The sequence below is a fragment of the Thioalkalivibrio sp. AKL19 genome, assembly GCF_000420165.1.
In the GTDB taxonomy this organism is placed as follows: Bacteria; Pseudomonadota; Gammaproteobacteria; order Ectothiorhodospirales; family Ectothiorhodospiraceae; genus Thioalkalivibrio.
In genome coordinates this window covers 77589-104305 of sequence record NZ_ATUK01000018.1, presented here as the reverse complement: position 1 = coordinate 104305, position 26717 = coordinate 77589, and the positions used below count along the sequence as shown (strand labels likewise).

Genomic DNA, 26717 nt, shown 5'->3' with positions numbered 1-26717 from the left:
GGTCAGGCCTCGGCCAGTTCCACAGCCTCGTCGATATCCACGCTAACCAGGCGCGACACGCCCGGCTCGTGCATGGTAACGCCGATCAGCTGTTCCGCCATGGCCATCGTTGCCTTGTTGTGAGTAATGAAGATGAACTGGATCTGCTCCGACATCTCGCGCAGCAGGTCACAGAAGCGGCCGACGTTGGCCTCGTCCAGTGGGGCATCCACCTCGTCCAGCATGCAGAAGGGCGCCGGATTCAGCTCGAAGATCGCGAACACCAGGGCCGAGGCGGTGAGCGCCTTCTCGCCGCCGGACATCAGGTGGATGGTCGACAGCCGCTTGCCCGGCGGGCGCGCCATGATGGTGACGCCGGTATCCAGGAGGTCATCGCCGGTCATCTCCAGGCGCGCCTCGCCGCCCCCGAACAGGCGCTGGAACTTGTGCCCGAGCCCGGCATTAACCTGGTCGAAGGTCTGCTTGAACAGGGCCCGGGTCTCGCGATCGATGCGGTGCATCGCCGCCTCCAGGGTCTCCAGCGCCTCGATCAGGTCGGCGTGCTGCTCCTCCAGGTAGCGCGAACGCTCCTCCAGGCTGCGCGCCTCGTCGATCGCCGCCAGGTTGATCGGCCCGAGCTTCTCGATCTTGCGATCCAGTTCACCGATCGCCTGTTCCCAGGCCGGGACGGTCGCGTCCTCCGGTAGCTCGGGCGCCAGGGCCTCGGCGGCGAAGCCGGATTCCTGGAACTGGGTCTTGAGCTGTTCGATCTGCACCGAGCGTTCGCGCAGGTCCAGGCGCAGCTCCTCGCAGGTGGAGCGCTGCGCCTCGACGCGGTTGCCCAGCTCGGTGCTGGTGCCGGCCAGTTCGCGCAGTCGGGCGTCGCAGGCCTCCAGGTCGGCACGCGCCTGGGTTAACCGTGCCTCGGCCTCCTGGCGCTGCTCCGCCGCGCTCTGCAAGTCCGCCCGCCACTGCTCCAGCGGGCCCTGGCGTTCGCCCAGCCCCTGCGCCAGGCGTTCGCGGCGCTGGGCATCCTCCTCGCGCTGGCGTTCCAGGCGCCCCCGCTCGTTCTGTTCGCGCTCCAGGCGATGGCGCGCCTCCTGCTCGGCCATGCGCGCCTGGTTGGCTGCGTCGCGCGCCGCGCGCACCGCGTCGCGGGCCTCGGACTGCGCATTGCGGGCGGCAACGACCCGGGCTTCCAGGGCGGCGCGGTCGGCCTCCAGGGTCTCGATGCGCGCCAGCGCCTCGTTGCGCTCGGCCTCGGCCGTGGCGAACTGCTCGCGGGCCCGCGCGGCCTCCTCGTCGAGCTCGCCCGCCTCGCGGTCGATGCGTTCCTGCTGCTGTTCCAGCTGCCGCGCCTGGTCGCGCAGGCGCTGCACGCGACGCTCGCGGTCGTCGATCTGCGCCTGCTGCTCGCGGATCTGCCCGTCCAGCGCCTCGCGCCGGGCGCGGGTGGCCGCGATGGTCTCTTTGCGTTCTTCCAGCGCGGCCTGCAGGCGGTTCACCTGCGTGGCCAGTTCCTCCTGGCGTTCCTGCAGCTCGCGCGCCAGGCGCACCCGGGCCACCGCGCCGCTGGCCCCGCCCTCCAGGGTGCGATGGGCGACCCAGCCCGGCCCCAGCCAGGTGCCATCGGGCGTGATCACGCTCTCGCCGGGGCCGAGCGTGGCCACCTGCGCCCGCGCGGCATCAAGGTCCTCCGCGCAATGCACCGCCGCCAGCCAGGCGGTGACCACCGGCGAACCCTGGACGCGGGCGGCCAGGCGGCCGGCCGGGGCCTGCGCCGCCTGCGGCACGTCCGTCCCGACCAGACGCAGCATCGTGTCGGGCAGGTCCGGCGCCGCCTCCGGCCGCTCCGTAACGGCGGCCTCCAGCCAGGCACCCAGCACCATCTCCACCGCGGTATCCCAGCCCTCGGCCACCTCCAGTTGCTGCACCAGCGGGCGCGACAGGTCCAGCCCGTGCTCGCGCGCCCAGGCCTCGCGGCGGGCGCGGGTCTCCTGCGGGTCGTCCTCGCCGGCGAAGTGCTCCAGCCCCGCCAGGCGCCCGGCGACCTCGCGCGCCTCGCGTTCGGTGGCATGCAGGGTGTCCTGCTCCTCGCGCTGGGCCTGTTCGAGATCGGCCAGCGCCGCCTGTTGCTGCTCGCGTTCGCCCTGCAGTTCCTGCAGCCGCTCGCGCAGGCCGGTCAGTTCGGAATCCAGGCGATCCGCCTCGGTGCCCGGGTGGGTCTGTGGCAGGGCCGCGCGCTCGGCCTCAAGGCGTTCCTGGCGCTGGGCGACGCGCTTGAGCAGGTGCTCGGCGCTGTCCATACGCGAGCGGGCGAGCTGGGCGTTCTGGCGCGGCTCGGCCAGTGAGCGCTCCCATTCGGTGAGCGCCTCGCGCGCGGTCTGATACTCGGTCTCGGCGCCCTCGGCGGCGGCCTCCAGGCGTTCCCGCTCCGCCTCCGCGGTCGCGGCCGCTTCCTGGCGTTGCGCGCTCTCCTGCTCGGCCTGGGCGATGCGAGCCTCGACCGCCTGATGCTCGCCGGCCGCGGCCTCGATGCGGCTGTCCAGCTGGCGCAGCTCGGCCTGTTCGCGCGCCAGTTCGTCCTCGGCGTGGCGGATGGACTGCTCCAGGCGCGAGACCTCGGCAGCGCGATCATAGTAGGCGCTCTGCGCCTGGGTGGTGGCGGCCTCCAGCTCGACGCGCTCCTGGCGGGCCTGCTCGGTGCTGGTCTGCGCCTTTTGCGCCTCGGCCTGGGCAGCGGCCAGGGCGGTCTCGGCGTCGTTCAGGCGGGTACGGCTGGCCTCCATCTCCCGTTCCTGGGCCTGCAGGCGCAGCAGGATGGCCTCGGCGCGCTTGCGCCGGCGCTCGGCGGCCAGTGCCTGGTAGCGCTCGGCAGTGGCGGCTTGGCGGTTGAGGCGCTCGGCTTGCTTGGACACCTCGTCGCGCACGTCGTCCAGGCGTTCCAGGTTCTCGCGGGTATGGCGCACGCGGTTCTCGGTCTCGCGGCGGCGCTCCTTGTACTTGGAGATCCCGGCGGCCTCCTCCAGGTAGACGCGCAGCTCCTCGGGGCGCGCCTCGATCAGCCGCGCGATCATGCCCTGTTCGATGATGGCGTAGCTGCGCGGGCCCAGGCCGGTGCCGAGGAACAGGTCGACCACGTCGCGCTTGCGCGCGCGCTGGCCGTTGAGGAAGTACTTGGACTGGCCGTCGCGGGTCAGCGCGCGCTTGACCGCGATCTCGCCGTAGCCGCTGTACTCGCCGCCCAGGCGGCCGTCGGAGTTGTCGAACACCAGCTCGATGGAGGCCTGCCCCACGGGCTTGCGGCTGGACGAGCCGTTGAAGATGACGTCCTCGCTGGAGTCCCCGCGCAGGTGCTTGGCCGAGGACTCGCCCATGACCCAGCGCACGGCGTCGATGGTATTGGACTTGCCACAGCCGTTGGGCCCGACCACGCCCACCCGATTGCCGGGGAGGACGAGTGTGGTCGGGTCCACGAACGACTTGAAGCCGGCCAGCTTGATTCGGGCGAGTCGCACGTTCGGCGTAATCCGCGGTCAGGACAGTCGGAGGTAGAATGGTACACGGTTAGACCCGTACCGTGACCACAGCCCGAAAACCTGTTCGCCCCTGCCTTGATCCCCTGTGGGAGCCTGCTCGCAGGCGAAGCCCCTGCCAAAATCCGGCGCGGGCAGGGGCTTCGCCTGCAAGCAGGCTCCTGCGGTGGCACAGTCAGGCGCGGGACCATTCATTCAATAACGAGAGACGTAGATGCCCAGCCAGCCGAGCAAGACCCTGGAGACCTTCGACAACCCGGCGCCGGAGAACGATTTCGCGATCTACATCCGCGTCCCGGAGTTCACCTGCCTGTGCCCGGCCACCGGGCAGCCGGACTTTGCCGAGATTCATATCCAGTATGTTGCCGACGGCAAGTGCGTGGAACTCAAATCGCTGAAGAACTACATGTGGTCCTACCGCGACGAGGGCGCCTTCCACGAGGCGGTCACCAACCGCATCCTGGCCGACCTGGTCGCGGCGACCGACCCGCGCTACATGCGCCTGACCTCGTACTTCAACGTGCGTGGCGGCGTCTACACCACGGTGGTTGCGGAACACCGCAAGCCCGGCTGGACGCCCCCGGAGCCGGTGCATCTGCCAGCGCCGACGCGCAGCCCGCTGGACATGAACGGTTGAGCCCGGGGAAACACTGAAGATGCACGCCATCGGCATCGATCTCGGCACCTCGGGCATCCGCCTGGTGCTGCTGAACCCCGAAGGCGTGCGCATCCACGCCGCGCAGCGGACGCTGCCGGCCTCGGTGGGTGGTGACGAACAGTGGGCAGAGCAGAACCCGGCACTCTGGTGGTCCATCGTGCGCGAGCTGCTGCGCGAGGCCGCCACGCATCTCGACGGCGAACCCGCCGCCATCGCGGTGGATGGCACCTCCGCCACCCTGCTGCGCCTGGATGCCGACGGACGCCCGACCCACCCCGCCCTGATGTACAACGATGCCCGGGCCACCGACATGCTGTCGGTGCTGGCCGGGGTCGCGCCGGCCGAGTCCGCCGTGCACAGCCCCAGCTCGTCGGCGGCCAAGCTGCTGTGGCTGCGACGCCACGAGGGGCTCTCCGGCGTGCGTCGCGTCCTGCACCAGGCCGACTGGATTGCCGGGCGCCTGCGCGCGCGCTTTGACCGCATGGACGAGAACAACGCCCTCAAGCTCGGCTACGACGCGCTGTGGGGCGGCTGGCCGAACTGGCTGCAGGAGACCCTGGGCACCGATGCCGAACTGCTGCCGGAGGTCGTCCCGGCCGGGACCGTGCTGGGGCCACTGGACCCCGGCACGGCGGAGTCGTTGCACCTGAACCCGGCCTGCCGGGTGGTCGCCGGCACCACCGACAGCATCGCCGGGTTCCTCGCCTCCGGTGTGGGCGACGACACCACCGGCGTGACCAGCCTCGGCTCGACGCTGGTGATCAAGCAGCTCGCGCCGGAACCGATCTACGCCCCGGAACTCGGGATCTATAGCCACCGGCTGCTGGGGCGCTGGCTGGTCGGCGGGGCCTCCAACAGCGGGGGCGCGGTGCTGCGCCAGCACTTCGACGATCGGACACTGGAGCGCCTGAGCGCCGCGATCGACCCGGAGACCGACAGCGGCCTCGACTACCTCCCCCTGCCCCGGCCCGGCGAGCGCTTCCCGGTCAATGACCCCGAGTTGAAACCCCGGCTCAGCCCCCGGCCGGAAGACGACGCGCTTTTCCTGCAGGGGCTGTTCGAAGGCATTGCGCGGGTGGAACGCGACGGCTATCAGCGCCTGACCGAGCTGGGCGCCCCGCGCATCGACTGCGTGGTGTCCCTTGGGGCTGGCGCCCGGAACGCCGTCTGGACCCGCATCCGCAGCCGTATCCTGGGGCTGCCCGTAACCCTGGCCGAGGACGACGACGCCGCCCAGGGCGCCGCCCGGCTCGCGCGGATCGGCGTAGGCCTGGAGCCGGGCCCCGCGGACTGACCATCCCCTGTGCCGACAAGGCCCATGTAGGAGCCGCCTTGGCGGCGAAGCCCCTGCCAAAGCCGGAGACGGCCCCGAATGGGATGAGTTCGGCGAACCGGTTCCTGAAGCACGGATATCCGGTTTTCCAGAACCGGACGCGGGCAGGGGCTTCGCCGCCAAGGCGGCTCCTACAGCATGTCCGGCTGCGGGGCCGGAAACGGTGATCGGTGCTACATTCGGAACAGGCCCACTATAAAGGGACATGACATGCACTGGACGCGGATTCTCGGGATTGCCCTGCTGGCAGGCGGCATCATCCTGCTGGTAATGGGCTACAACGCCACCGAAAGCCTGGGCGAGGAACTGCATCGGGAGTTCATGGGGCGCTATACGGAAGAGACTCGCTGGTATCTGATCGCGGGGGGTGTCATGGCCGTGGTTGGGCTGGTGCTGACGATCTTCGGGGTGCGCCGCTGAGGGCATCCTTGGCGCGCGGTCCGCTTCGCCTCACGCCGCTGTTCGCGTTCCTCGCGCCGTTCCGGGGCCTGTCGCGGGTCTTCGAACCGGGCCTGCGCGGCCTGGTGATCGGCCCGCTGGTGATCAACATCGTGGTGGTCCTCGGACTGGCAACGGCCGCCGGGATTGGCTTCGAATCCCTGCTGGCCACCTGGCTGCCCGGCGGGTGGGACTGGCTCGCCTGGCTGCTGTGGCCCCTGTTCGCCCTGGCGCTGCTGGTGGCGTTCGGGGTTTCCGCCGTCGCGCTGGCCGCGATCATCGCCAGTCCGTTCTCCGGGCCCCTGGCCTACCGCACCGCGCAGGGGCTGGGCCACGAACCGCGCCAGCCGGCACGCTCGTTCCTTGGCGAGATGGGCCACGCAACCGTGACCGCACTGCGCAAGACCGGCTACTACGCGCTGCTGTTCATCCCCGTACTGCTGATCACGGTGATTCCCGGGCTGAACCTGCTGGCCGGACTGGCCTGGTTCGTATTCGGCAGCTGGGTGCTGGCCGTGGAGTTCATGGAAGCACCGTTGGCCAACGACGGCCTGGGGTTCGCCGAGGTACGCCGGACCCTGCGCGCCCACCGGCTGGAGACGCTGAGCTTCGGGGCCGGGACCACGCTGCTGGCCATGGTGCCGGTGCTGAACCTGCTGCTGGTACCGGCCGCGGTCATCGGCGCAACCCACCTGCGCGTGCGCCTGCCCCAGGATTCACCCACTCCCGAACCCCGGGGCACCGCTTAGATCATTTTTCACCACAGAGGGCACGGAGGAATTCAAAAGCCGGTTACAGGAAGCAGGGAAGGACGCTGGAAGGGATAACGATTGCCGCGTCGATTCTTCCGGGATCGCCGAGCTCGGATTCAGGCCTTCCATGGCAAGGCCACGCGAAGATAAGAGGGTTCAGGCGTTGAACCGCCAGCGGCGCGCTGCCCCGCATTCATTGTCAACCTTTTTCCTGCAGGCAGACCGGCGCACCGAAACCCTGCGGCGCCCCCGGACCCTCCAGCCCATCAACCGCCTTCCAGCCTTCAAGCCTTCCTGTGAATCGCCTTTGACCTTCTTCGTGCCTTCATGTGCTTCGTGGTGACAAACGCCCTTGATCTCGCCCATGCCAGGCAAGTGCCGGATCAGGCCAGTAACGCATCCAGCGGGTTGTCTTCGGGGAGCGGACGCATCCGGCCCTCGCGCAGTTCCTGGGCCACGCCCTGCAGCGAATGCCGCCGGCTGGCGCCCAGGTCCAGCGACAGGAACAGTAAACCGCGGGTCGCCTCGCCGCGCCAGACGAGCCCCATGCGATGCAACTCCCCGCTGGCCTTGTCGACCATCTCGAACCACTCGCCAGTGCGGATGCGACTGGCATCGAATACCCAGGGGTCGTCGAGATCGGTCAACAGGTCGGGATCGTCATCCTCGAAGCGCGTGGCACGGCGCGCCTGGATGCGCGCCTGCGGGTCGAAGCGCGGCTCGTCGGCCGAGGCACGGATCCGCTGCAGATGCGCCTGCCCCAGGTGCTGCACCACCGCCTTGATGCGGGCATCGTCGGCGCCGTGCTCGCGGGCCGTGGTCACGATGCGCTGCACCAGCGGATTGACCTCCTGGGGCGTGACACCGTTGCAGATCGCCCGGACGACCTTCTGAACCTCGGTATCCAGCGCCTGCACGGCGGCCTCGTTCTCGGCGAGCAGGTCTTCCCAGGCCTCGGCGATCTGCTCGGCCGTGCGTTCGGGAAGCTCGGCACCGGTCTCCAGCACGCAGACCGTCAGGGTGCGCCGGGCACGGGCGGCGCGTTCCTTCTGGCACATCGGCTCTGCAAGCTCCTCCGCCTGCGCCTGCCAGTGCTCGTGTTCCGCGGCCACGACCGCATCCCAGTCCTCGCGCAGCGCCTGCGCGCCCGCGCGATCGAGGTCGTCGACCTCCGCCTCCAGGCGTTCGACACTGCGGCGCATCGCATCGAGGTAGCTGCCGACCGCCCGTGAATCCTCCGCGCTGATCCCGGGGCTGATGCGCACCCCCGTATTGATCAGGCTGCCCACCCACTCGCGTAACGGGTGGTCGGCATCGTGAAAGAACTCCAGATCGCGGCAGACCGCGCGCGCCAGCAACGGCTGCAGCTTCAGCATGATCGCGCGGAAGTCGGCATGGCACTGGAGCTGGCGCGAGACCTCGCCGAACACGCCGGCGACCACGGCCTCCATGACGGCCTCGAGCGGCGGTTCCGCGGCGGCCTCACCGGAGCCGGTTACCACCGCACCCCCACCGGCGGCGATTCCCCCGCCGGCGCCCGCTCGCGACGGCAGCCAGCCCGAGGTCGCCGCCCATTGCTGCCAGGCCGCGGACCCGGCATCCGCTGCGGGTATTGACGCCCGCGACCCCAGAGCGCCGCCCACACCGCCGGCGGGGACAACCGCGGCATCCGACCCGCCGGGTTCGGAGCCGGAGGTGGCCGCCTCATCATGAGCGGGCGTCCGCCAACTGGCGCGCCGCGACGAACGCGTGAGGTCGCCATCCGGAGTCTCGGATACCGGCTCGCGGACCAGGCCGCAGGACTCCACGGTCTCGACCACGAAGGCCAGGGTCGGCGCGCCGGTCTTGCCGAGGCAGCGCACGTAGGCGCGCATCAGTTCCAGCGCCATGTCGGTCCGCCCGAACTGGGCCTCGACAGACTCGATCAGTCGCTCGTACCAGTTCAGCGGCGACCAGGGCGCCCAGCCGGGGTGCTCGAAACGATGATTCTCGCGCGCGGCCTGCAGGAAGACGAACCAGGAATAGCGGTTGTGCTCGCGGACCAGCCCCTCGAGCTTGTGGCGCAACGAGCGCCGGGTGGACTGGTAGTCGTCCAGGATCTGCAGCCCCGAGTCATCGCCCGCGTAGCTCGAGCCGGAGAACTCGTATTTCGGGGGGTAGGTCGTGGCGAGAAAGTCCCGTTCCAGGGCCTCCTCGAACTCGCGCCGAAGCACGAACTGGTAGCCCTGGAGCTCATTCGCCCACTCCTTCCTGTCCGCCTCCTCGTCGCCGGCGGCCCATGCACGCGCGATGGATTCGAGGCACTGGTCAAGATGATCGATGACCCGCGGGACGATGCCGTGCGCGAGCTGCTGGCGCTGGGCATCCGACAAGCCGGACAGCCCCGACCAGACGGCCGCCGGGTCCGCGCTTCGCCCGCCCTTGTCTGCCTGCTCCCTGCCTGTCATCGCTGAGGTGCCCTCGTATTGCCGCTGGATCACTCACGTTAGTTCAGCGTGAGTTCGGCCAATAGTGTACAGGCGCGGCAAAAGCAGGGCATCCGGGGCAAGTTTCACCCCGCGGCGCGGGCGGCTCAGTCGTCCAGTGGCTGGGCCCCCACCTGGACCATGCCTCCCTCGACGCGGACCGGGAACCGGGTGAGGGGTTCTTCGGCCGGCGGTTCCAATACCTCGCCGGTGCGCAGGCAGAACTGGGCTTCATGCATCGGGCAGGTAATGCAGTCATCGGCATCGATTTCGCCATCCGCGATGGGCACATCCTCGTGGGTACAGAGGTTCTCCACGGCAAAGTACTCGCCCCCCAGATTGAAGATCGCAACCTCGGTATCGGCAGTCTCCACCAGGCGATGATCCCCATCCTCGATGGTCCCGGCCTGGGCCACGTCAATCCATTCCGTCATTGCATCCCTCAGGGCGTAACAAGGTTCAACACAAGCTCGCGCCGCCGCAGTGGATCAGCGCGCGGACGCGCGCAGGGCCGCCGTCGCGGCCGCGTCGATCTCGATCTCCCGGCCCTCCTCGGGGTGGTAGGAGAAACGCCCCACCACGCGCAGGTTCTCGCCCAGGTGGTCGCGCACCGCCGAACCCGGGGTAACCGCCACGCGATTGATGGCGTCATCCTCCAGCCAGTAGTGCTCGGGATCGTCGAAACGATTCACGACCCCTTCGGTTTCCACCAGCTCGCCATTGAACGCCGGCGCCGACGCGGCCAGCTGCGCGAGCGTCACCGGCGTGACGCGCTCGCTCCCGCAGGCCACCAGCAGGCCCGTTATGGCCAGCCCCAGCCCGATCGCGATGATCCCTTTCCACACGGCCTTATCTCCTGCTTCTGCTCGCGGCCTCGCCGCTTTCTACCCGGTAACAGCCTATCGAAATTCCGTCAGGCGATCCCGATTCACGCGCGATTGACGGGCCCAAGCCGCCGGCCCTCCCGGTTCAGGCGGGACCGGTACGGGGTTGCGGCTGCGGGGGAACCGAGGCGCATCGCTCAAGCGAGCGCCTCGTCGGCCGTTACCGCAGAAAGACCCAGCAAGGGAGCCGCCCGTGAATCCCGCACGCCGCCGTGAACCGCTCGCACCCGCGCTGGACGCCTCGCCCCTCTCCCGGGAAACCCGGGGCGCGTCGCGTCGCACCAGGCAGGACACGCCACAGGCAAGCCAACCCGTCCCGCAGAATGACGACTGGGTGGAACTGGCAAACGAAACCGCGAGGCTGATCCGACAGTTGCGACTTTAGAGTGACCCGGATCAATCCGCGCGTCCGCGCTCGAGTCCACGTTGCGCGCCGACCCGGCGCGGCGAGCACAGCATGGCCCCGCCCTCAATGGGCTGCCGCCACGGCCCGGATTGACCCGTGTCGCCCTGGAAGCCTCCCGCCTTACACCCCGTGCTGTGCCAGCCAGCGGTCCAGGGCATTCCCGAAGGCCTGGCGGTCGCGCGGACCCAGCGCCGCCGGGCCACCGGTCTCGACGCCGCTGGAGCGCAGCGTGTCCATGAAATCGCGCATGCTGAGGCGTTCGCGGATGTTGTCGCGGGTGTAGAGCTCGCCGCGCGGATTGAGCGCCTGACCGCCCTTCTCGATCACCTCCGCGGCCAGCGGGATGTCGGCGGTGATCACCAGATCACCGGCGGCGAGACGCCGCACGATCTCGTTGTCGGCCACATCGAAACCGGCGCCGACCTGGATCGAGTCGATCAGCTTCGACGGCGGCGTGCGCATCGGCTGGTTGGCGACCAGGGTCATCGGGGTCCCGGTCCGCTTGGCGGCGCGAAACAGGATCTCCTTGATGACGGCGGGACAGGCATCCGCATCCACCCAGATTTTCATGGAACTCCTTCCAGAAACAGACTGAACGACGGGATGCAGGGTATCCGTTCGCGGCGTCCGGCACACTTTGCGGCGGCCCGGATTGGCACTTGTGCCGCCTGCGTGCTATCAAGTTTCCAGAGGGATTGCTCCGGGGCCGAGCCGAGTGAGGGCGGCCCGAGGCGATCCGCTCCAACCCCTTCCAGGCGCGCGTCCCGGGCGCGCCGAACCCCGCAAGGAGCCTCGCATGGGCATTGAAGTCACCGGTATTCTCGGTCTGATCTGGCTGTTGATCGTCATCTGGGCCATCGTGCGCACCGCACAAAGTCCTGCGAGCCCGCTCGTGAAGGTGCTGTGGATCCTGATTCTGCTGTTCCTGCCGCTGCTGGGCCTGATCGCCTGGCTGTTGCTGGGCCCCAGGTAGCGTCCCTTCACAGCCGGCGCAGGAACTCCGCCAGCTCAATGTCCCGGCCCTCCAGCTCGCGCAGCCGGTCGAGCAACGCCTCCTGCGACCCGAAGCGTTCGTGATCGAAGCCCGTGGCGTGGCGTGGACGCGCCGGGCGTACGACGCCCTGCCCCGCTCCGGCGGTGTGCCAGCCAAAGTCCGGCGGCGGTTTGCGGGCCGGCCCGGCGACCGCATCCCGGTCCCCGGGAACCGGCGCTCCACGGCGCCCCTCAGCGTCGGCGGCTTCCGGCCCGGCCTCCGGTCGTGGCGGGCAGGCTTCGGCCGGCGCAGGTTCTTCGGTGAGCGAACGACCGGTATGGGTCCGGTACTGCTCGAGCAGCGCCTTCAGGGATGCCGCAAGGGCCTCCGGGTCCGCGACGTCCAGCGCCGTCTCGAAGGCCGTGCGCAGCTGATGCAGGGCCCGCACGGGATCCTCCGTGGCCAGCGCCGCGGTCGTTTCCCGGTCGGCAGGGCCTTCGAGCCGGGACGAGGCCCCGTCTTCCGTCGGGACCTCGTCCCGGGGTCCGGAGCTCGCGAGCGGCTCCGGGGCGACGGGCTCGGGCTCGGGCTCGGGCTCGGGCTCGGGCTCGGGCTCGGGCTCGGGCTCGGGAACAGATGATGCGGTCTGGGACCGGCCACGCCAGAACCGGCTGAAGACCGCATCCGTACCCCGCGGCGGATCGTCGTCCAGCGCGTTGGCGAGGCGCTGGAAGGGTCGCGCCGACGGGTCTTCCTCCGCGAACAGTGCGACCGGACGCTGCAGCGTGACCGCCGCGCGCAGACTCTCGTCGCGCTGAACGAAACCGAGAAATTCGACCCGGGTGTGCAGGTACTTCTCCACCGCGTTCCCGAACCGCTGGAACACGCTGCGCGCTTCGGCGACATCCGCGACCATGTTGACCACCACCCGCACATCCAGCGGCTGCCGGCGCAGTGCCAGCTTCAACAGCGAGAAGGCATCGGTCAGGGAGGTCGGCTCCGGGGTCAGCACCAGGAGGACCTGGTGGCTCGCGGCCAGGAAGTCCAGCGTGGTGTCGCCAATGCCGGCGGCGGTATCCAGCAACAGGTCGTCGAAGCCCTGTTCGATGCGCGCCAGCTCCATGGCCAGGCGCTGCTGGTGCGCATCGGATAGCTCGGCGTATTCGCGGATACCGCTGGCACCCGGGATGATCTGAACCCCGTGGGGCCCTTCCAGCAGGATGTCCTCGATACCGCAATCCCCGGCCAGCACCTCGGCCAGGCCCTGCTCCGGACGCAGTCCCAGCAGGATGTTGACGTTGGCCAGCCCGGTGTCGCCATCCAGGATGCAGACCCGGCGGCCCCGTCGCGCCAGGGTGATCCCGAGGTTGACGGCAATGCTCGACTTGCCCACCCCGCCCTTGCCGCTGGCCACCGCCAGAACCCGCGGCCGGGCAACGGCCGCGGACCTGGGGTCCACCGGGGCACTCCGACCAAGCATTGTCGCTTCCTGCATCGCGCTCATCGGCATCGTCAAGGAAACACGGATCAATGTACGCGTTCGCGCTCGGGTCGCATTTGCGGGCGAACAAGGCGCAGTGACCGCCGTACCGTCATCCCGATACTGCGTTGCGCTGCTAGCGTGGTAAAACCTCTACCCGCTGCACGACGCGCCTTGTCGCGGAAAACCTGGGGTACCCACGCGAGCATGTACATTGATCCGTGTTTCCTTAGAGAATGACGGCGAATTTACAGCCGGTCTACCCCATTCGGTGGCACAGGGCAAGACCACGCAGTATAGTCGGGTATCAGTAACCGCCCGGCGACCCCGAACCACGCGGTTCCAGCGCCGGACCCGTGCATCGGGCAACAGGGGCGGCAGGTCTCCTGCAGCGTCACCGAGGAGCAGCATGGCGAGGGTCAACACGGCAACCGACGCACTACCCAGCCTGCCGCAGGCACTGATTCCTGTTCTCGACGCGACGCAGGCCGAGGAGGCCGATTTCCAGTCCCTTGCCCGCGCCATCCTGCAAGACGCCGGGATGTCCGGGCGTCTGCTGCAGGCCGCCAACTCCCCCTTCTTTTACCGCGGTTCGCCCTGCCGCACGATCGATCGCGCGCTGTTCAGCCTGGGGCTGGACACGGTCCGCAGCCTGGCGCTGACGGCGGCAATCCAGCAGCTTTTCGGCGAGTTTGGTCCGCGCCATCGCGGCTACCTGCGGGTCGTCTGGCGCCGTGCCCTGACCACGGCCAACCTTGCCCAGGTCCTCGCAACCCTGACCCGCTACCCACGCCCGGAAGAGGCCTACCTGGCCGGGCTCCTGATCGACATCGGCCGCCTGATCCGGCTGGTCGAGGACGAGGGGCACTACTGGCCGATCCTGCAGGCTGCGGAGGACGACCCGCACCTGGTGGCCAGCGAGCGCGAGACCTACGGGCGCCACTACGGCGAACTGGGCGGGGACTGCCTGGAGACCTGGGGCATCGGCCCCTTCGTGGCCGATGCCGTGCGCTACCACATGGAGCCGGCCGAGCACGTCCGCGATGCGCACCACCTGGTCAAGCTCGTCAACCTGGCCCATTCCCTGGGCTGCCTGCCAGCGACGCTATCCGCCACCGCCGAGGCCGGCTGCAACGAGACCGCACTGGCCGCTGCCGATACCCTGTTCGGCCTGAACGAGGGGCTCGCGCGGGAGCTGCGCGGGCGGGTGGCCGAGGACGTGCAACGCATCGCCGGCTCGCTCGAGATTGACCTGGACGGCCCCGCGCCGGAGCCCGCAGCCGGCCCGGAGTCGGCGGACCGCGCCGCCGAACGCGCGCTGGGCGCCCGGGTACGCGATCTCACCGAGCTGCAGCGGATGAACGGCGAACTGGCCCGGGGCGCCAGCCTCCAGGAACGCTGCGAAGCCGCCCGTCGCACCCTCTTCCTGACCCTGGGCGTGAGCCAGAGCCTGCTGTTCCTGGTCGACGCGGACCAGCAGTCGGTATCCGCATGGGTGGAGGACGACGAGACACCGGATTTCATCCTCCCGCTGTTGCCCGGCCGCAGCCTGGTAACCGACACCCTGCTGGACCGCGAGATCCTGCGCCACGAGGAGGAGAATGCCGCCGGCCTCCCGGTGATCGACCAGCAGCTGTTCCGCCTGTGCGAGGCCGAACGACTATGGAGCTTCCCGCTCCTTGCCGATGACCGCCCGCCGGCCGGGGTGCTGATCCTCGGACTGACCCAGGATCAGGCGAGCGCCCTGGAGGCCCGTAGCGACTTCATCCGCGCCCTGGCCCGCGAGATCGCCCGCGCCCTGGTCCAGCCCACCCCCGCGGCCTCCCGCGACGACACCAAGACCGAACAGCGCATCCGCGAGACCGTGCACGAGGCGGGCAACCCGCTGAGCATCATCCAGAACTACCTGGGGGTGCTGCACCACAAGCTGGGCGAGGAACACGAGGCGCGCCACGAACTGGGGCTGATCAAGGAGGAAATCGACCGGGTTGGCCGCATCCTGTTGCGCCTGCGCGACCCGCAAGCCGCCCCGGCCGGCGATGCAGGCCCGGCCTCCCTGAACGACCTGGTGCGTCAGGTCGCGGACATCGTCGACGGCTCCCTGTGCCGGACACGGGGCATCAACCTGCACCTGGACCTGAGCCCCTCCGATCCGCCGCTATCCGTTCCGGCGGACCACCTGCGCCAGATCCTGACCAACCTGCTGAAAAACGCCGCGGAGGCCCAGGCCACCGGCGGCGAGATCACCATCGCCACGCGGGCCCCGACCACGGTCAAGGGCCGCCGGGTGGTGCCCCTTTCGGTCACCGACAAGGGTCCCGGGCTGCCACCGTCGGTCCAGGCCGCCGCCTTCGCCCCGGTCGAATCCACCAAGGGACCGGGCCATTCCGGGCTCGGGCTCAGCATCGTCAAGCGCCTCACCGAAGAGATCGGTGCGGGGCTCACCTTTACCACCGGAAGCGCCGGGACGCGCTTCGAGATCGCCTTGCCCCATCAGCCAGCGGGTCCGGCGGACGCCACAGGGACGACGCGGCCATGACCCAACCATAACCCAGGGACACACTGCCCGATGACCGAACGCGACGCGCCGATCGACCCGCAGTCCGTCCGCATCCTCATCGCGGATGACGATCCCGGCCTGCTCGACAGCCTCCGCGAACTCCTGACCCTGGAGGGCTATCCCGTCCAGACCGCTCCGGGCGGCGGCGCCGCCATCGAGGCCCTGCGGGAGAAGCGCTACGACCTGCTGCTGCTCGACCTCGCCATGCCGGAGCTCGACGGGCTGGACGTGCTGCGCTTCATGCAGGCCGCCGGCCTGGAGACCCTGACCGTGGTTATCAGCGGAAACAGCACGGTGGAGGACGTTGCCGGCGCGCTGCGCGAGGGGGCACACGACTACCTGAAAAAGCCCTACGAACCCGCCGAACTGCTGGCGACCGTGCGCAACGCGCTGCAGCACAAGGCGCTGGAAGACTCCAACCGCACCATGCGCGCGCGGCTGGAGAAATCCGAACGCCTGCACCGCATGATCGTGAACAACTCGCCGGACATCGTGTTCGTGCTGGACCCCACCCATCGCTTCCGCTTCGTGAACTCCCGCGTCCACGAGCTGCTGGGGTATTCGCGCCAGGACGTGCTGGACACCTCCATCCTGGATCTGGTCGAACCCGAGGACCGGGACAAGGCCGCGTACTTCTTCGAGCAGGCGAGCCGCCGCCAGGCGCATATTCGCTCCGTGGAACTGGCCCTGAAACCGGCCCAGCCATCGCACAACCGGCACTTCTTCGAGGTGGCCATCTGGCCCAACAGCTCCGGCGAAGAGAATGCCGATGGCGGCCATGAAGCACTGACCTACGGGACCGCCCGCGACATCACCGAGCGCAAGGAATCCGAGGCCTTTATCAACTTCCAGGCCTATCACGACCTGCTCACCCGCCTGCCCAACCGCGCCCTGTTCCGTGACCGGGTCGATGTCGCCATCTCCCATGCCCACCGCGCGGGCACCCAGCTGGCCGTGCTGTTTATCGACCTCAACCGCTTCAAGGTCATCAACGACTCCCTGGGACACACCGTCGGCGACCGCCTCCTGCAGGGGGTGGCGCAGCGGCTGCAGTCCTGCATCCGCAAAGGCGACACGCTGTCGCGCTTCGGGGGCGACGAATTCACGCTGCTGATCCCCGGCCTGTCCAGCAGCGAGGCGGCCATCCAGGTGGCCGAGAAGATCCTGGAGAGCCTGCAGGAGCCGTTCGAGATCGGCGACCACGAGCTGTTCGTCGGGGCGAGCATCGGCATCGCGATCTACCCGGATGCCGGGGACAATCTCGAGGCCCTGATCAAGAACGCCGACATCGCGATGTATCGCGAGAAGAACACCGGCAAGACCGGGGTCCGGGTCTACAGTCCGGACATGGGCGGACACCCCCCGCGGCGGCTGCAGCTGGAACAGGACATGCGCCGCGCACTGGAGCGCGAGGAGTTCCATATCCTCTACCAGCCCCAGGTGGACACCGAAACCGGGCGCATGGTCGGTGTCGAGGCGCTGATCCGCTGGGACCATCCGCAACTGGGGCTGCTGGGCCCGGCCGAGTTCATCCCGGTCGCCGAGGACACCCGCCTGATCGTGGACCTCGACCGCCTGACCCTGCGCACCGCCAGCCGCGAGATCCTGCAGCACATGCAGGAGGGATACCCGGAACTGCGCCTGGCCGTGAATCTGTCGCCCGTGCTGGTGGAGCGCGACGACTTTGTCGAGGATTTCCTGGGCATCCTCGGCGAGGCCGGCTTTCCGCCCGACCTGCTGGAGGTGGAGATCACCGAGAACCTGCTGATGAGCGACACCCCGGACACGGTGCACAAGCTGAACCGGCTGGGCGCCGCCGGCGTGCAGATCGCGGTGGACGACTTCGGCACCGGCTACTCGTCCCTCAGCTACCTGCAGAAGCTGCCAATCCACACGCTCAAGATCGATCGCAGCTTTACCCAGAGCATCTGCCAGGCGGACGAGGCCTGCATCGTCAACGCCATCATCTCCATGGCGCGCGGGCTGAACATGAATATCGTGGCCGAGGGCGTGGAGACCGACGCCCATCGCACCTACCTGCGCAAGCTGGAGTGCCCGATGATGCAGGGCTTCCTGTTCGGCCAGCCCGCCCCGCTGCACCGCCTCCGGGAAAACGAGGCGCTGACGCCCCACCCGGCAGCATGTCAGTAGGCCGGAGCGCCGCCTAAACGCCCCCTACTCGACCGCGACCGCCTGCGACGCGGCATCCGCGAGGAAGCGGTGCCCCTGGCGCAGGCAGTAGCGCAGCCACTTGTACAGGAAGCGGTTGTGCCGCCAGCGGCAGACCAGCCCCGGGTGCCCGGTCAGCATCTCCTGCGCCGTGTCCTCGCCCATGGTCCGGCAGTGCAGCTCCAGCACCTCGGCCTGGCGCGCATCGTGGAACATGCGCACGCGCATGTCCGGCTGCTGGCGCCACTCGCCGTGGTGGTCGAACCGATAGGTCAGATGCAGCGTGGTGGTGTAACGCGTGCGCTCCAGCACCTCCAGGTACAGGTCCAGCGCGCCGTCGACCCGCGACACCGACCGCAACGGCTGCCGCTCGAGTTCCGGGCACAGACGGCGCAGTGCGAGGTAGTTCTCCTCGTACATCTCCATCAGCGCCGCAAAGCTCTCGGGCCTGGGCTCCAGATGGGACGGGGTCTTACGCTCCAGCAACATGCCGCGCAGTCTAGGGAAACGACGGCAATTCCGCGAGCATCAGTATCATCGGGCGGGACACCCCCGGGCCTTTTTGGTACCTTCGAATGGACCAACAAGGATGCGCGACCCCATGGACATCAGCGTCGTCACGACCCGGCCCTTCCCCGATCAGAAACCCGGCACCTCCGGCCTGCGCAAGCGCGTCCGGCAATTCCGCCAGCCACACTATCTCGAGAACTACATCCAGAGCATCTTCGATGCCTGTCCGGAACTGAAGGACGGCGAACTGCTCCTCGGCGGCGACGGACGCTTCCATAACCGCGAGGCGATCCAGGTCATCCTGCGCATGGCGCTCGCCAACGGTGTGCAGAAGGTGGCCGTGGGCCTCGGGGGTCTGCTGTCGACCCCGGCGGCCTCCTACCTGATCCGCTCGCGCGGGGCCACTGGCGCACTGATCCTTTCGGCCTCGCACAATCCGGGCGGACCGGAGGGCGATTTTGGCGTCAAGCTCAATACCGCCAATGGCGGCCCGGCGCCACCCGCAGTGACCGACGCCATCTTCGAGCAGAGCACCCGCCTCGGCCACTACCGCATCGCGAACGGCACGGAACACGTGGATATCGACCACCTGCACGCGGGCCCGCTCGGGGACATGGCGGTCGAGGTCGTCGACCCCGTCGGGACCTATGCCGACTACATGGCCACGCTGTTCGACTTCGAACGCATCGGCGACCTGCTGCGCTCCGATCACTTCCGCATGCGCTTCGATGCGATGCACGCGGTCACCGGCCCGTACGCCGAGGAGATCCTGGTCAACCGCCTCGGGGCCCCGGCCGACACCATCCTGCGCGCGGAGCCCCTGGCCGACTTTGGCGGGCGTCACCCGGACCCGAACCTGTCCCACGCGCGCGAGTTGAGCGAGGCCCTGTTCGGCCGCGACGCCCCGGATTTCGGGGCCGCCTCGGACGGCGACGGCGACCGCAACATGATCCTCGGCCGGCACTTCTTCGTCACGCCGTCGGACAGTCTCGCGATCATGGCGGCCAATGCCCATCACATCCCGGCGTTTGCCGACGGCCTGAAGGGCGTGGCCCGCAGCATGCCCACCAGCCAGGCCGTGGACGTGGTCGCCGAGAAGCTGGCCGTGCCCTGCTTCGAGACCCCCACCGGCTGGAAGTTCTTTGGCAACCTGCTGGACGACGGGCGCATCCGCCTGTGCGGCGAGGAGAGCTTCGGCACCAGCTCCGACCACGTGCGCGAGAAGGACGGGCTGTGGGCCGTACTGTTCTGGCTCAACCTGCTGGCCGCCCGGCGTCAGTCGGTGGAGGAGATCGTGCGCGACCACTGGCGCCAGTACGGTCGCCACTACTACACCCGGCACGACTACGAGGCCGTGGAGAGCGACCGCGCCGAGCAGGTGATGGCGCGCATCCGCGAACAGCTCTCGGTGCTGCCGGGACAATCACTGGCCGGCATGCGCGTGGCCCGCGCGGACGACTTCGCCTACCGCGATCCGGTGGACAACAGCCTGACCGAGCACCAGGGCCTGCGAGTGCTGTTCGAGAGCGGTGCCCGCATCGTCTTCCGCCTGTCCGGCACCGGTACCGAGGGCGCCACGTTGCGCCTGTATATCGAACAGCACGAGACCCATCCCGAACACCTGGATGCCGACCCGCAGGAATTGCTGCGACCGCTGATCGATGCCGCCTGCCGCCTGGGCGACATCCCCGGCCTGACTCGCCGCGAGAAGCCCGACGTCATCACCTGAGCCGCGCCGGATGGACATCACCGCCACCGCGCAGCGCTGGAGCCACGGCTACGCGTTCTTCCTGGCGGCCACGGCGTCGGCGGTCGGACTGGGAAACGTCTGGAAGTTTCCCTACATCCTCGGTCAGAACGGGGGCGGTGCGTTCCTGCTGATCTACGTCGGCTGCATCGTCCTGATCGGCATCCCGATCATGATGGCCGAGGTCATGATCGGGCGCCGCGGCCGCCGCTCGCCGGGCTATGCCGCCCGTGCGGTGGCACGCGAAAGCGGCGCCCACGACCTGTGGCAACTGGTTGGCTGGCTGGGGCTGTTCGCCGCCTTCCTGATCATGAGCTTCTACGTGGTAATCACCGGCTGGGCCTTCTCGTACGTCCACAAGGCCGCCACCGGGGCCTTTGTCGGGGCGGGCGGCGAGCAGGTGGCGCGGCTGTTCGCCGCGATGACCGCCTCCCCCGTCGAAATGCTCGCCTGGAGCACCCTCGCCGTCACCCTCGCCTTCGCCATCGTCGCCCTGGGCCTGCGCCAGGGCCTGGAACGCTGGCTGCATGTGCTGATGCCGGTGCTACTGGTACTTTTGCTGACCGCCCTAGCGAGCGCCTGGTGGATCGGGGAACCCCGGCAGGCCCTCGAATTCCTGCTGCGCCCGGACTTCTCCGCACTCAGCCCGCACGGCGTCCTCATCGCGGTGGGGCACGCGTTTTTCACCATGACGCTGGCCGCCGGCGTGCTGATGATGTTCGGCGCCTACCTGCCACAGGAGACGTCCATCGCCCGCACCGCCATCGGGGTGGCGCTGGCGGATACCGCCGTGGCCTTGATCGCGGGGCTGGCGATCTTCCCCATTGTGTTCGGCTTCGGACTCGATCCGGCCGAGGGACCGGGCCTGATGTTCCAGACCGTCCCCCTGGCCCTCGCGGCGGTACCCGCCGGCGTCGTGCTGACCACGCTGTTCTTCGCCACCCTGAGCCTGGCCGCGTTCAGCACCATGATCACCAACGCCCGCGCGTTCGTGCACCTGTTTCACGAACGCCTGCACGCCTCGCGCATCCGCGCCGCCCTGGCCTGCGGTGGCGCGGTCTGGTTGCTCAGCCTGGCCAGCGTGTTCTCGTTCAGCGGCGCCGACTGGACACGCCTGGACATCACCCTGCTGGGGCGCGAGCTCCCGACGCTCTATCACGCCATCGAGCACATCGCGATCAATCTGCTGCTGCCCGTGGGCGGGCTGCTGATCGCGGTGTTCGCCGGCTGGGTGATCAAGGACCGCATGGCCCGCGAGGAGCTCGCCCTGCCACCCGCTGGCTTCACGATCTGGCGCTTCGTGGTGCGCTACGTGGCCCCGGTCGGCCTCGGCGTACTCCTGCTGAACCTGGTCGGGGTGCTCTAGGTCTGATCACACCCAGGCGCCTACAACGCGGCCCGCAGGCGCTCCACCGCCTCGCGCAGCCGGGTCTCCGACTGGGTATAGGCGATGCGCAGGTAGTCCCGGCCCCGGGTGGGGCTGAAATCGGTGCCGGGCGTCAGGGCCACGCCGGCCTCGTCGAGAATGCGCGCACAAAGGGCCTCGGAATCCGGTCCATGGGCCGTGCAGTCGGCATAGATGTAGAACGCCCCCTCCGGGCGTGCCTTTAGTTCCTGGACCAGAGACTGCAGCAGGGCCTCGGTTTCGGGGGCGAAAGCCGCGAGTGCGGCGGCCTGCGCCACAGTGCCCGGGGCCACGAACAGGTTCTGCGCCAGGCGCCGCACCGGGTCTACCCAGGTCTCCGGCACCACCATCCAGCCCAGGCGCCCGTGTTCGCCCATGGGCTGAACCCCGCCGCGGGGCCGGGCCTGATGTTCGAGACTCTGCCCCTGGCACTCTCGGCAATCCCGGCGGGTGTGCTGTTCGCGACCGTATTTTTCGTGGTCCTGGGTATCGGGGTATTCAGCACCATGATTGCCAATGTGCAGGTCTTCGCGCACCTGCTAAGGGAGCGCTTCGGGATGCATCCGGCCGGGGCTGCGATGATCTCCGGACTCGCAATCTGGGGGCTCAGCCTGATCACCATTGCCTCGTTCACCGATGCCGAATGGGCGCAGATCGAGCTAACCCTGCTGGGGCGAGAACTGCCCACGCTCTACCAACTGATCGAGCATGCCTCAATCAATATCCTGCTACCCATGAGCGGATTGCTGATCGCCCTGTTCGCGGGCTGGGTCATCCCCAACCAGATCGCCGTCAGCGAGATGGGACAGTGGCGAATCACCGACTCGTTATGGCGCACGATCCTGCGTTATGTCGCGCCCGCGGCCCTGCTCGGCCGCTTTTGGCAGCTGTCGGACCTGAGCGGCCATCTGCCGTTGTGAACCGACGCCCGCTGCACGTTGCGTCCTCAGGCCCCGTTAGAATACGCCCATGAATGATGAATGGATCGTCACGTTCGAGATCGCCGCCACCCTGTTCGCGGGACTCGGGCTGTTTTTCGTCGGCATCCGCCTGATCAGCGAACATCTGCGCCAGTTGGCGGATCGGCGCCTGCGCACCCTGGTCGGACGGGCAACCGCAAGCGATCGTTCGGCTGCCGCGCTGGGACTAGTAGGCGGGGCCATCAGCCAGAGCATCCACGCCGTAATCTTCGTGCTGATCTCGCTAGTGACCGCAGGCGTGCTGGATGCGCGCCGTGCCCAGCCGGTCATCAACTTCGCCAATCTCGGGACCTCGCTGCTGGTGCTGATCGCCGCCCTGGACCTGAGCCTGATGGTGTTCATCCTGGTGGGTGTGACCGGTCTGCTGTTCTATTTCGATCGCGACCAGTCCGCTCGCCTGCGCCATCTGATCCGCGCGCTGCTCGGCATTGGGCTGCTGTTTCTGGGCCTGATCTTCATCAAGGAGGGGGCCAAGCCGCTGGCCGACCTCCCCTGGATGACCGAACTGATGTCCCTCTCGGCGCAATCCCTGCTGATCGCGTTCGTGACGGGGCTGGTATTCGCGGTCATCGCCCACTCCGCCTCCAGCATCACCATCGTCACCATGGCCTTGGCCGCCAGTGGCGTGATTGATCTGGAGTACGGGCTGATGGTGGTCTACGGCGCGGGCTTCGGCACGGGCATCAGCACCCTTGTGCTGGCCGCCTCGCACAAGGGGCTCGGGCGGCAGCTAGCGCTGTACCAGTTTATCCTCAAGGCCATGGGGTTGGCCCTGCTGCTTCCACTGTTCTGGATCGAGTTCTACGGCGGCATCCCGCTGGTCGCGGCCTTGCTGGCCGCACTCCCGATCGGGATTGGCTTCCAGATCGCGTTCTCCTATGTGCTCTATCAGATTGCCTGCGACATGGTCATGCACCCGTTCCACCACCGCGTCGCCGACTATCTCGAACGCAAGGCCCCACCCACCGCGGAGGAGACCCTGGGAAAGCCGAAGTACCTGTACGCCGGGGCCCAGAACGACGCGGGCAGTGCCCTGATGCTCGCTGAACAGGAGCAGCTGCGCCTGCTGCGGCATCTGCCGGAATATCTCGACGGCGTGCGCGACGAGATTCCACAGCCCCGTCACGACCGCGTTAGCCTGCAGCGCGGCGGAACCCAGGTCGCGGACGCGACGGCACAATTCCTGGACGAGATCCTGTCTGGCGCCCTCAGCGGCGCCACCCTGGACCATGCGATCGTATTGAAGAGCCGGAACGAACTGATCGGGTCGCTGCAGGAGACCCTCAACGACCTGGTCATCGAGGTCGAACGCGCACGCACTGGCAAGGACTCGGCCGAGGCGCGTGCGCTGACCCATGGCCTGATCGAGACCCTCCACATGATGCTGCTGACGCTGAACGATGCGGCGCGTACCGAGGATGCCGACGACATCGAACTGCTGCAGTCGCTGACCCATGATCGATCGGAACTGATGGACTCGATCCGGCGCCGTCTACTGACCGGCGGCGAACTCGTCGGCAGCACGCGTGACGCAGTGTTCGGTGCCACCAGCCTGTTCGAGCGCGGGGTCTGGCTGCTGCGCCGCTACTCCCTGCTGTTGGCCTCCCCGGAGGGCGCTCGCCACGAGGCCCCCGAAACCGCAGCCACCAGCGCATAGGAGCCGAGTCCTTTCGGCGATCTTGGCCTCGCCAGCGCCCCTTCGGCCAGAGGGCTAGCCTCCTGCAGTGCGATGGCCCCGGAACCGCGAGAGCCGTGTCACCCGCGGGCGAACACGGTTTGCAGGCGCTCCAGCGCCTCGCGCAGGCGGGACTCGGACTGAGTGTAGGCAATGCGCACATAATCACGACCGCGGGTGGGGCTGAAGTCCGTCCCCGGAGTCAGGGCCACCCCCGTCTCGTCCAGGATTCGGGCACAAAGGGCCTCGGAATCCACTCCATGCGCCCGACAGTCGGTCCAGACATAGAACGCCCCCTCCGGGCGTGCCTGCACTTCCAGGCCAAGCCTGGGCAACGCGTCCAGTAGCACATCCCGGCGCGCCTTTAGTTCCTGGACCTGGGACTGCAGCAGGGCCTCGGTTTCGGGGGCGAAAGCCGCGAGTGCGGCGGCCTGCGCCACAGTGCCCGGGGCCACGAAGAGGTTCTGCGCCAGACGCCGTACCGGGTCCACCCAGGCTTCCGGCACCACCATCCAGCCCAGGCGCCATCCGGTCATGGCGAAGTACTTGGAGAACGAGTTGATCACCACCACATCCGGGAAGCCGGCCGCGGCACTGGGCTCCGGGGTATCGAAGACGATCTGGGCGTAGATCTCGTCCATGATCACCAGGCCTCCCCGCTCGCGCACGATCTCGACGATCGCAGCCAGCCGGTCACGCGACAGGCAGGTCCCGGTCGGGTTCGCCGGCGACCCGAGCAGCACCGCCCGGGTATTGGCGCCCCACGCGGCGGCAATCGACTCGGCGGTCGGCTGGAAGGCATGTTCTGCCTGGACGGGCAAACCCACGGGGGTCGCCCCACGCGCGGCGACAAACTGGCGGTTGCAGGCATAGCCGGGGTCCGGCAGCAGGACTTCCTCGCCCGGATTCACCCCTCCCGCCAGCGCCAGCAGGATGGCTGCGGAGGCACCCGCGGTGATCACGATGCGTTCCGGGTCGACCTCGGCCCCATGGCGTCGCCGGTAGTCGGCGGACAGCGCCTCGCGCAGGGCCTGGGTCCCGTGCGCGGGGGTGTAACGGGTATCCCCGGCCGCCAGCGCGGCGCGACCGGCCGCGATTACCGCGGGCGGCGTCGGGAAGTCCGGCTCCCCTACCTCCAGGTGGATGATGTCGCGCCCGGTGCGCTCGGCCGCCTGGGCCCGTGCCAGGATGTCCATCACCCGAAACGGCTCGACAACCTCGGCAAAGCCGGACAGCGCCGGGTCACGAAGCCGATTGGCGGGATGCTCCGGGACCACAGTCGCGATCAGCGGCGAACGTGCCGCATCAGGCGTTTGCGCTTTTGCTGCTGGCGCGGGGTCAGCTTGTTGCGGCGCCCGGCGTAGGGGTTGCGCCCGGAGCGGAATTCCAGCCGCAGGGGCGTCCCCACCAGCTCCAGGTGCTTGCGGAAGAAGTTTTCGAGGTAGCGCTTGTAGCTGCCCGGCAGGGAATCGGTCTGGTTGCCGTGGACCACGATTACCGGCGGGTTTTGCCCGCCCTGGTGGGCGTAGCGCAGCTTGATCCGGCGCCCGCTGACCATCGGCGGGGCGTGCTCCGCTACCGCGGCCTCCAGCAGGCGCGTGAGTTCCGGCGTGGAGACCTTGCGGAAGGCGCTGGCGTGGGCCTCGCGCACGTCGTCCAGCAAATGCCCGACGTTGGTCCCGTGCAGCGCCGAGATCAGGCGCATGCGGGCGAAATCGACAAAGCCCAGGCGGCGGTCCAGCTCGTCGCGGATGCGTTCGCGCGCGTGGTCCTCCATGCCGTCCCACTTGTTCACGGCCAGCACCAGCGCCCGCCCGGCCTCGATCACCATCCCGAGCAGGTGCGAATCCTGATCCGACAGCCCGGACTGGGCGTCGACCACCAGGATCACCACGTGGGCCGCCTCGATGGCCTGCAGTGTCTTGATGACACTGAACTTCTCGATCACCTCGTGCACCCGGGCCCGGCGGCGCACCCCGGCGGTATCGATCAGGGTGTAGTCCTGACCGTCACGCTCGAACGGAACAAAGATACTGTCGCGGGTGGTACCGGCGACATCCGTGGCCACCACACGCTCGTCGCCCAGGATGCGGTTGACCAGGGTCGACTTGCCGACGTTGGGCCGCCCGACAATCGCCACGCGGATGCCCGGCCAGTCATCCAGCGCGGCCTGCTGCGAGGCCTCGTCGAGACCGTCGCTGGCCGTCTCTTCACCCGGTTCCTCGCCGGCGGCATCCGTCGACACCCGGCGAGCAGCCGCCACGTCCCGGCGCACGGCCTGCATCAGGCCCTGCACACCTCGGCCGTGGGCAGCCGCGATGGACGTGATCGTCCCGAGCCCCAGGGCGTAGAACTCGGCACTGACGGAGTCGGCATCCAGACCATCGGTCTTGTTCACCACCACGCGAGCCTTCACGCCGGCCTCGCGCAGCTGGTCCGCAATCGCCTGGTCCTGCGGCGTCAGGCCGTCCCGGGCATCCACCATGAACAGCACGTGATCCGCCTCGTTCACCGCGCGCCGGGTCTGCTCCGCCATCGCGCGGTCCATCTCCGCGCCCTCGCCCGAGAGCCCGCCGGTGTCCACCACGAGGTAGGGAAAGTCGCCGACCTTGCCGATGCCGTACTGACGATCGCGCGTCAGCCCGGCAACATCCGCCACCAGGGCATCGCGCGAGCGCGTGAGCTGATTGAACAGCGTGGACTTGCCGACGTTCGGCCGTCCGACCAGCGCGATCACCGGGATCATCGGCGGCCCAGCCCGTTGCAG

19 protein-coding genes and 2 pseudogenes are annotated in these 26717 nt (G+C 68.7%); 11 read left to right on the top strand and 10 right to left on the bottom strand.

Features of this window, described 5'->3' with window-relative positions; all coding sequences use genetic code 11:
* Positions 1 to 2: 2 nt before the first annotated feature.
* Positions 3 to 3497 (bottom strand): chromosome segregation protein SMC, encoded by a 3495-nt coding sequence (gene smc / locus F817_RS0113590; RefSeq protein ID WP_024328159.1) that lies wholly within the window; start codon positions 3495 to 3497, stop codon positions 3 to 5.
* 232 nt (positions 3498 to 3729) lie between these two features.
* Between smc and queF the strand changes: the two genes are divergently transcribed.
* From queF to cysZ, 4 genes are all read left to right on the top strand, one after another.
* Positions 3730 to 4152, top strand: coding sequence for a preQ(1) synthase (gene queF / locus F817_RS0113585; RefSeq protein ID WP_018145957.1), 423 nt, complete (start codon positions 3730 to 3732; stop codon positions 4150 to 4152).
* Positions 4153 to 4171: 19 nt separating this feature from the next.
* The gene (locus F817_RS0113580) at positions 4172 to 5467 is read left to right on the top strand and encodes an FGGY-family carbohydrate kinase (protein WP_024328158.1); all 1296 of its coding nucleotides are present in this window, start codon (positions 4172 to 4174) and stop codon (positions 5465 to 5467) included.
* Between the two features lie 249 nt (positions 5468 to 5716).
* Positions 5717 to 5926, top strand: coding sequence for a DUF3185 family protein (locus tag F817_RS0113575; protein WP_024328157.1), 210 nt, complete (start codon positions 5717 to 5719; stop codon positions 5924 to 5926).
* An 8-nt stretch (positions 5927 to 5934) separates the two neighbouring features.
* On the top strand, positions 5935 to 6693 hold the full coding sequence (cysZ, locus tag F817_RS0113570; protein WP_024328156.1) for a sulfate transporter CysZ: 759 nt from the start codon (positions 5935 to 5937) through the stop codon (positions 6691 to 6693).
* 386 nt (positions 6694 to 7079) lie between these two features.
* Here the strand turns inward: cysZ and F817_RS0113565 are convergent, their stop codons facing one another.
* The 4 genes from F817_RS0113565 to F817_RS0113550 form a co-directional block, all read right to left on the bottom strand.
* Positions 7080 to 9068 (bottom strand): DUF1631 family protein, encoded by a 1989-nt coding sequence (locus F817_RS0113565; RefSeq protein ID WP_024328155.1) that lies wholly within the window; start codon positions 9066 to 9068, stop codon positions 7080 to 7082.
* 200 nt (positions 9069 to 9268) lie between these two features.
* Positions 9269 to 9595 carry a non-heme iron oxygenase ferredoxin subunit gene (locus tag F817_RS0113560; RefSeq protein ID WP_024328154.1) on the bottom strand — a complete coding sequence of 109 codons (327 nt, stop codon included), beginning with the start codon at positions 9593 to 9595 and terminating at the stop codon, positions 9269 to 9271.
* 54 nt (positions 9596 to 9649) lie between these two features.
* On the bottom strand, positions 9650 to 9994 hold the full coding sequence (locus F817_RS0113555) for a hypothetical protein (RefSeq protein ID WP_024328153.1): 345 nt from the start codon (positions 9992 to 9994) through the stop codon (positions 9650 to 9652).
* Positions 9995 to 10571: 577 nt separating this feature from the next.
* Positions 10572 to 11021, bottom strand: a complete 450-nt coding sequence (locus F817_RS0113550; protein ID WP_024328152.1) for a YaiI/YqxD family protein — start codon at positions 11019 to 11021, stop codon at positions 10572 to 10574.
* A gap of 226 nt (positions 11022 to 11247) precedes the next feature.
* Between F817_RS0113550 and F817_RS14460 the strand changes: the two genes are divergently transcribed.
* Positions 11248 to 11424 (top strand): PLDc N-terminal domain-containing protein, encoded by a 177-nt coding sequence (locus F817_RS14460; protein WP_081644515.1) that lies wholly within the window; start codon positions 11248 to 11250, stop codon positions 11422 to 11424.
* A 7-nt stretch (positions 11425 to 11431) separates the two neighbouring features.
* Here F817_RS14460 and F817_RS0113540 read toward each other — a convergent pair whose 3' ends face one another.
* Positions 11432 to 12904, bottom strand: coding sequence for a MinD/ParA family protein (locus tag F817_RS0113540; protein ID WP_024328151.1), 1473 nt, complete (start codon positions 12902 to 12904; stop codon positions 11432 to 11434).
* A 409-nt stretch (positions 12905 to 13313) separates the two neighbouring features.
* Here F817_RS0113540 and F817_RS0113535 point away from each other — a divergent pair, with 409 nt between their 5' ends.
* Positions 13314 to 15443 (top strand): HDOD domain-containing protein, encoded by a 2130-nt coding sequence (locus F817_RS0113535; RefSeq protein WP_024328150.1) that lies wholly within the window; start codon positions 13314 to 13316, stop codon positions 15441 to 15443.
* Between the two features lie 30 nt (positions 15444 to 15473).
* On the top strand, positions 15474 to 17615 hold the full coding sequence (locus F817_RS0113530; RefSeq protein WP_024328149.1) for an EAL domain-containing protein: 2142 nt from the start codon (positions 15474 to 15476) through the stop codon (positions 17613 to 17615).
* A 24-nt stretch (positions 17616 to 17639) separates the two neighbouring features.
* Here F817_RS0113530 and F817_RS0113525 read toward each other — a convergent pair whose 3' ends face one another.
* Complete coding sequence (locus F817_RS0113525) at positions 17640 to 18122, bottom strand: DUF1249 domain-containing protein (RefSeq protein WP_024328148.1); 483 nt, start codon at positions 18120 to 18122, stop codon at positions 17640 to 17642.
* 112 nt (positions 18123 to 18234) lie between these two features.
* Between F817_RS0113525 and F817_RS0113520 the strand changes: the two genes are divergently transcribed.
* Positions 18235 to 19872, top strand: coding sequence for an alpha-D-glucose phosphate-specific phosphoglucomutase (locus F817_RS0113520; RefSeq protein WP_024328147.1), 1638 nt, complete (start codon positions 18235 to 18237; stop codon positions 19870 to 19872).
* Between the two features lie 10 nt (positions 19873 to 19882).
* The gene (locus F817_RS0113515) at positions 19883 to 21256 is read left to right on the top strand and encodes a sodium-dependent transporter (RefSeq protein WP_024328146.1); all 1374 of its coding nucleotides are present in this window, start codon (positions 19883 to 19885) and stop codon (positions 21254 to 21256) included.
* A gap of 20 nt (positions 21257 to 21276) precedes the next feature.
* Here the strand turns inward: F817_RS0113515 and F817_RS0113510 are convergent.
* A pseudogene (locus tag F817_RS0113510) lies at positions 21277 to 21657 on the bottom strand (aminotransferase class I/II-fold pyridoxal phosphate-dependent enzyme); the annotation flags it as partial.
* Positions 21658 to 21660: 3 nt separating this feature from the next.
* Here F817_RS0113510 and F817_RS0113505 point away from each other — a divergent pair.
* Positions 21661 to 22215: pseudogene (locus F817_RS0113505) on the top strand (sodium-dependent transporter); the annotation flags it as partial.
* A 49-nt stretch (positions 22216 to 22264) separates the two neighbouring features.
* The gene (locus tag F817_RS0113500) at positions 22265 to 23932 is read left to right on the top strand and encodes a Na/Pi symporter (protein ID WP_024328144.1); all 1668 of its coding nucleotides are present in this window, start codon (positions 22265 to 22267) and stop codon (positions 23930 to 23932) included.
* A gap of 98 nt (positions 23933 to 24030) precedes the next feature.
* Here F817_RS0113500 and F817_RS0113495 read toward each other — a convergent pair whose 3' ends face one another.
* Both F817_RS0113495 and der read right to left on the bottom strand, forming a co-directional pair.
* Positions 24031 to 25146, bottom strand: a complete 1116-nt coding sequence (locus tag F817_RS0113495) for an aminotransferase class I/II-fold pyridoxal phosphate-dependent enzyme (RefSeq protein WP_042799199.1) — start codon at positions 25144 to 25146, stop codon at positions 24031 to 24033.
* An 89-nt stretch (positions 25147 to 25235) separates the two neighbouring features.
* Positions 25236 to 26696: a ribosome biogenesis GTPase Der gene (gene der / locus F817_RS0113490; protein ID WP_024328142.1), complete on the bottom strand. Its 1461-nt coding sequence runs from the start codon at positions 26694 to 26696 to the stop codon at positions 25236 to 25238.
* Positions 26697 to 26717 lie beyond the last annotated feature (21 nt).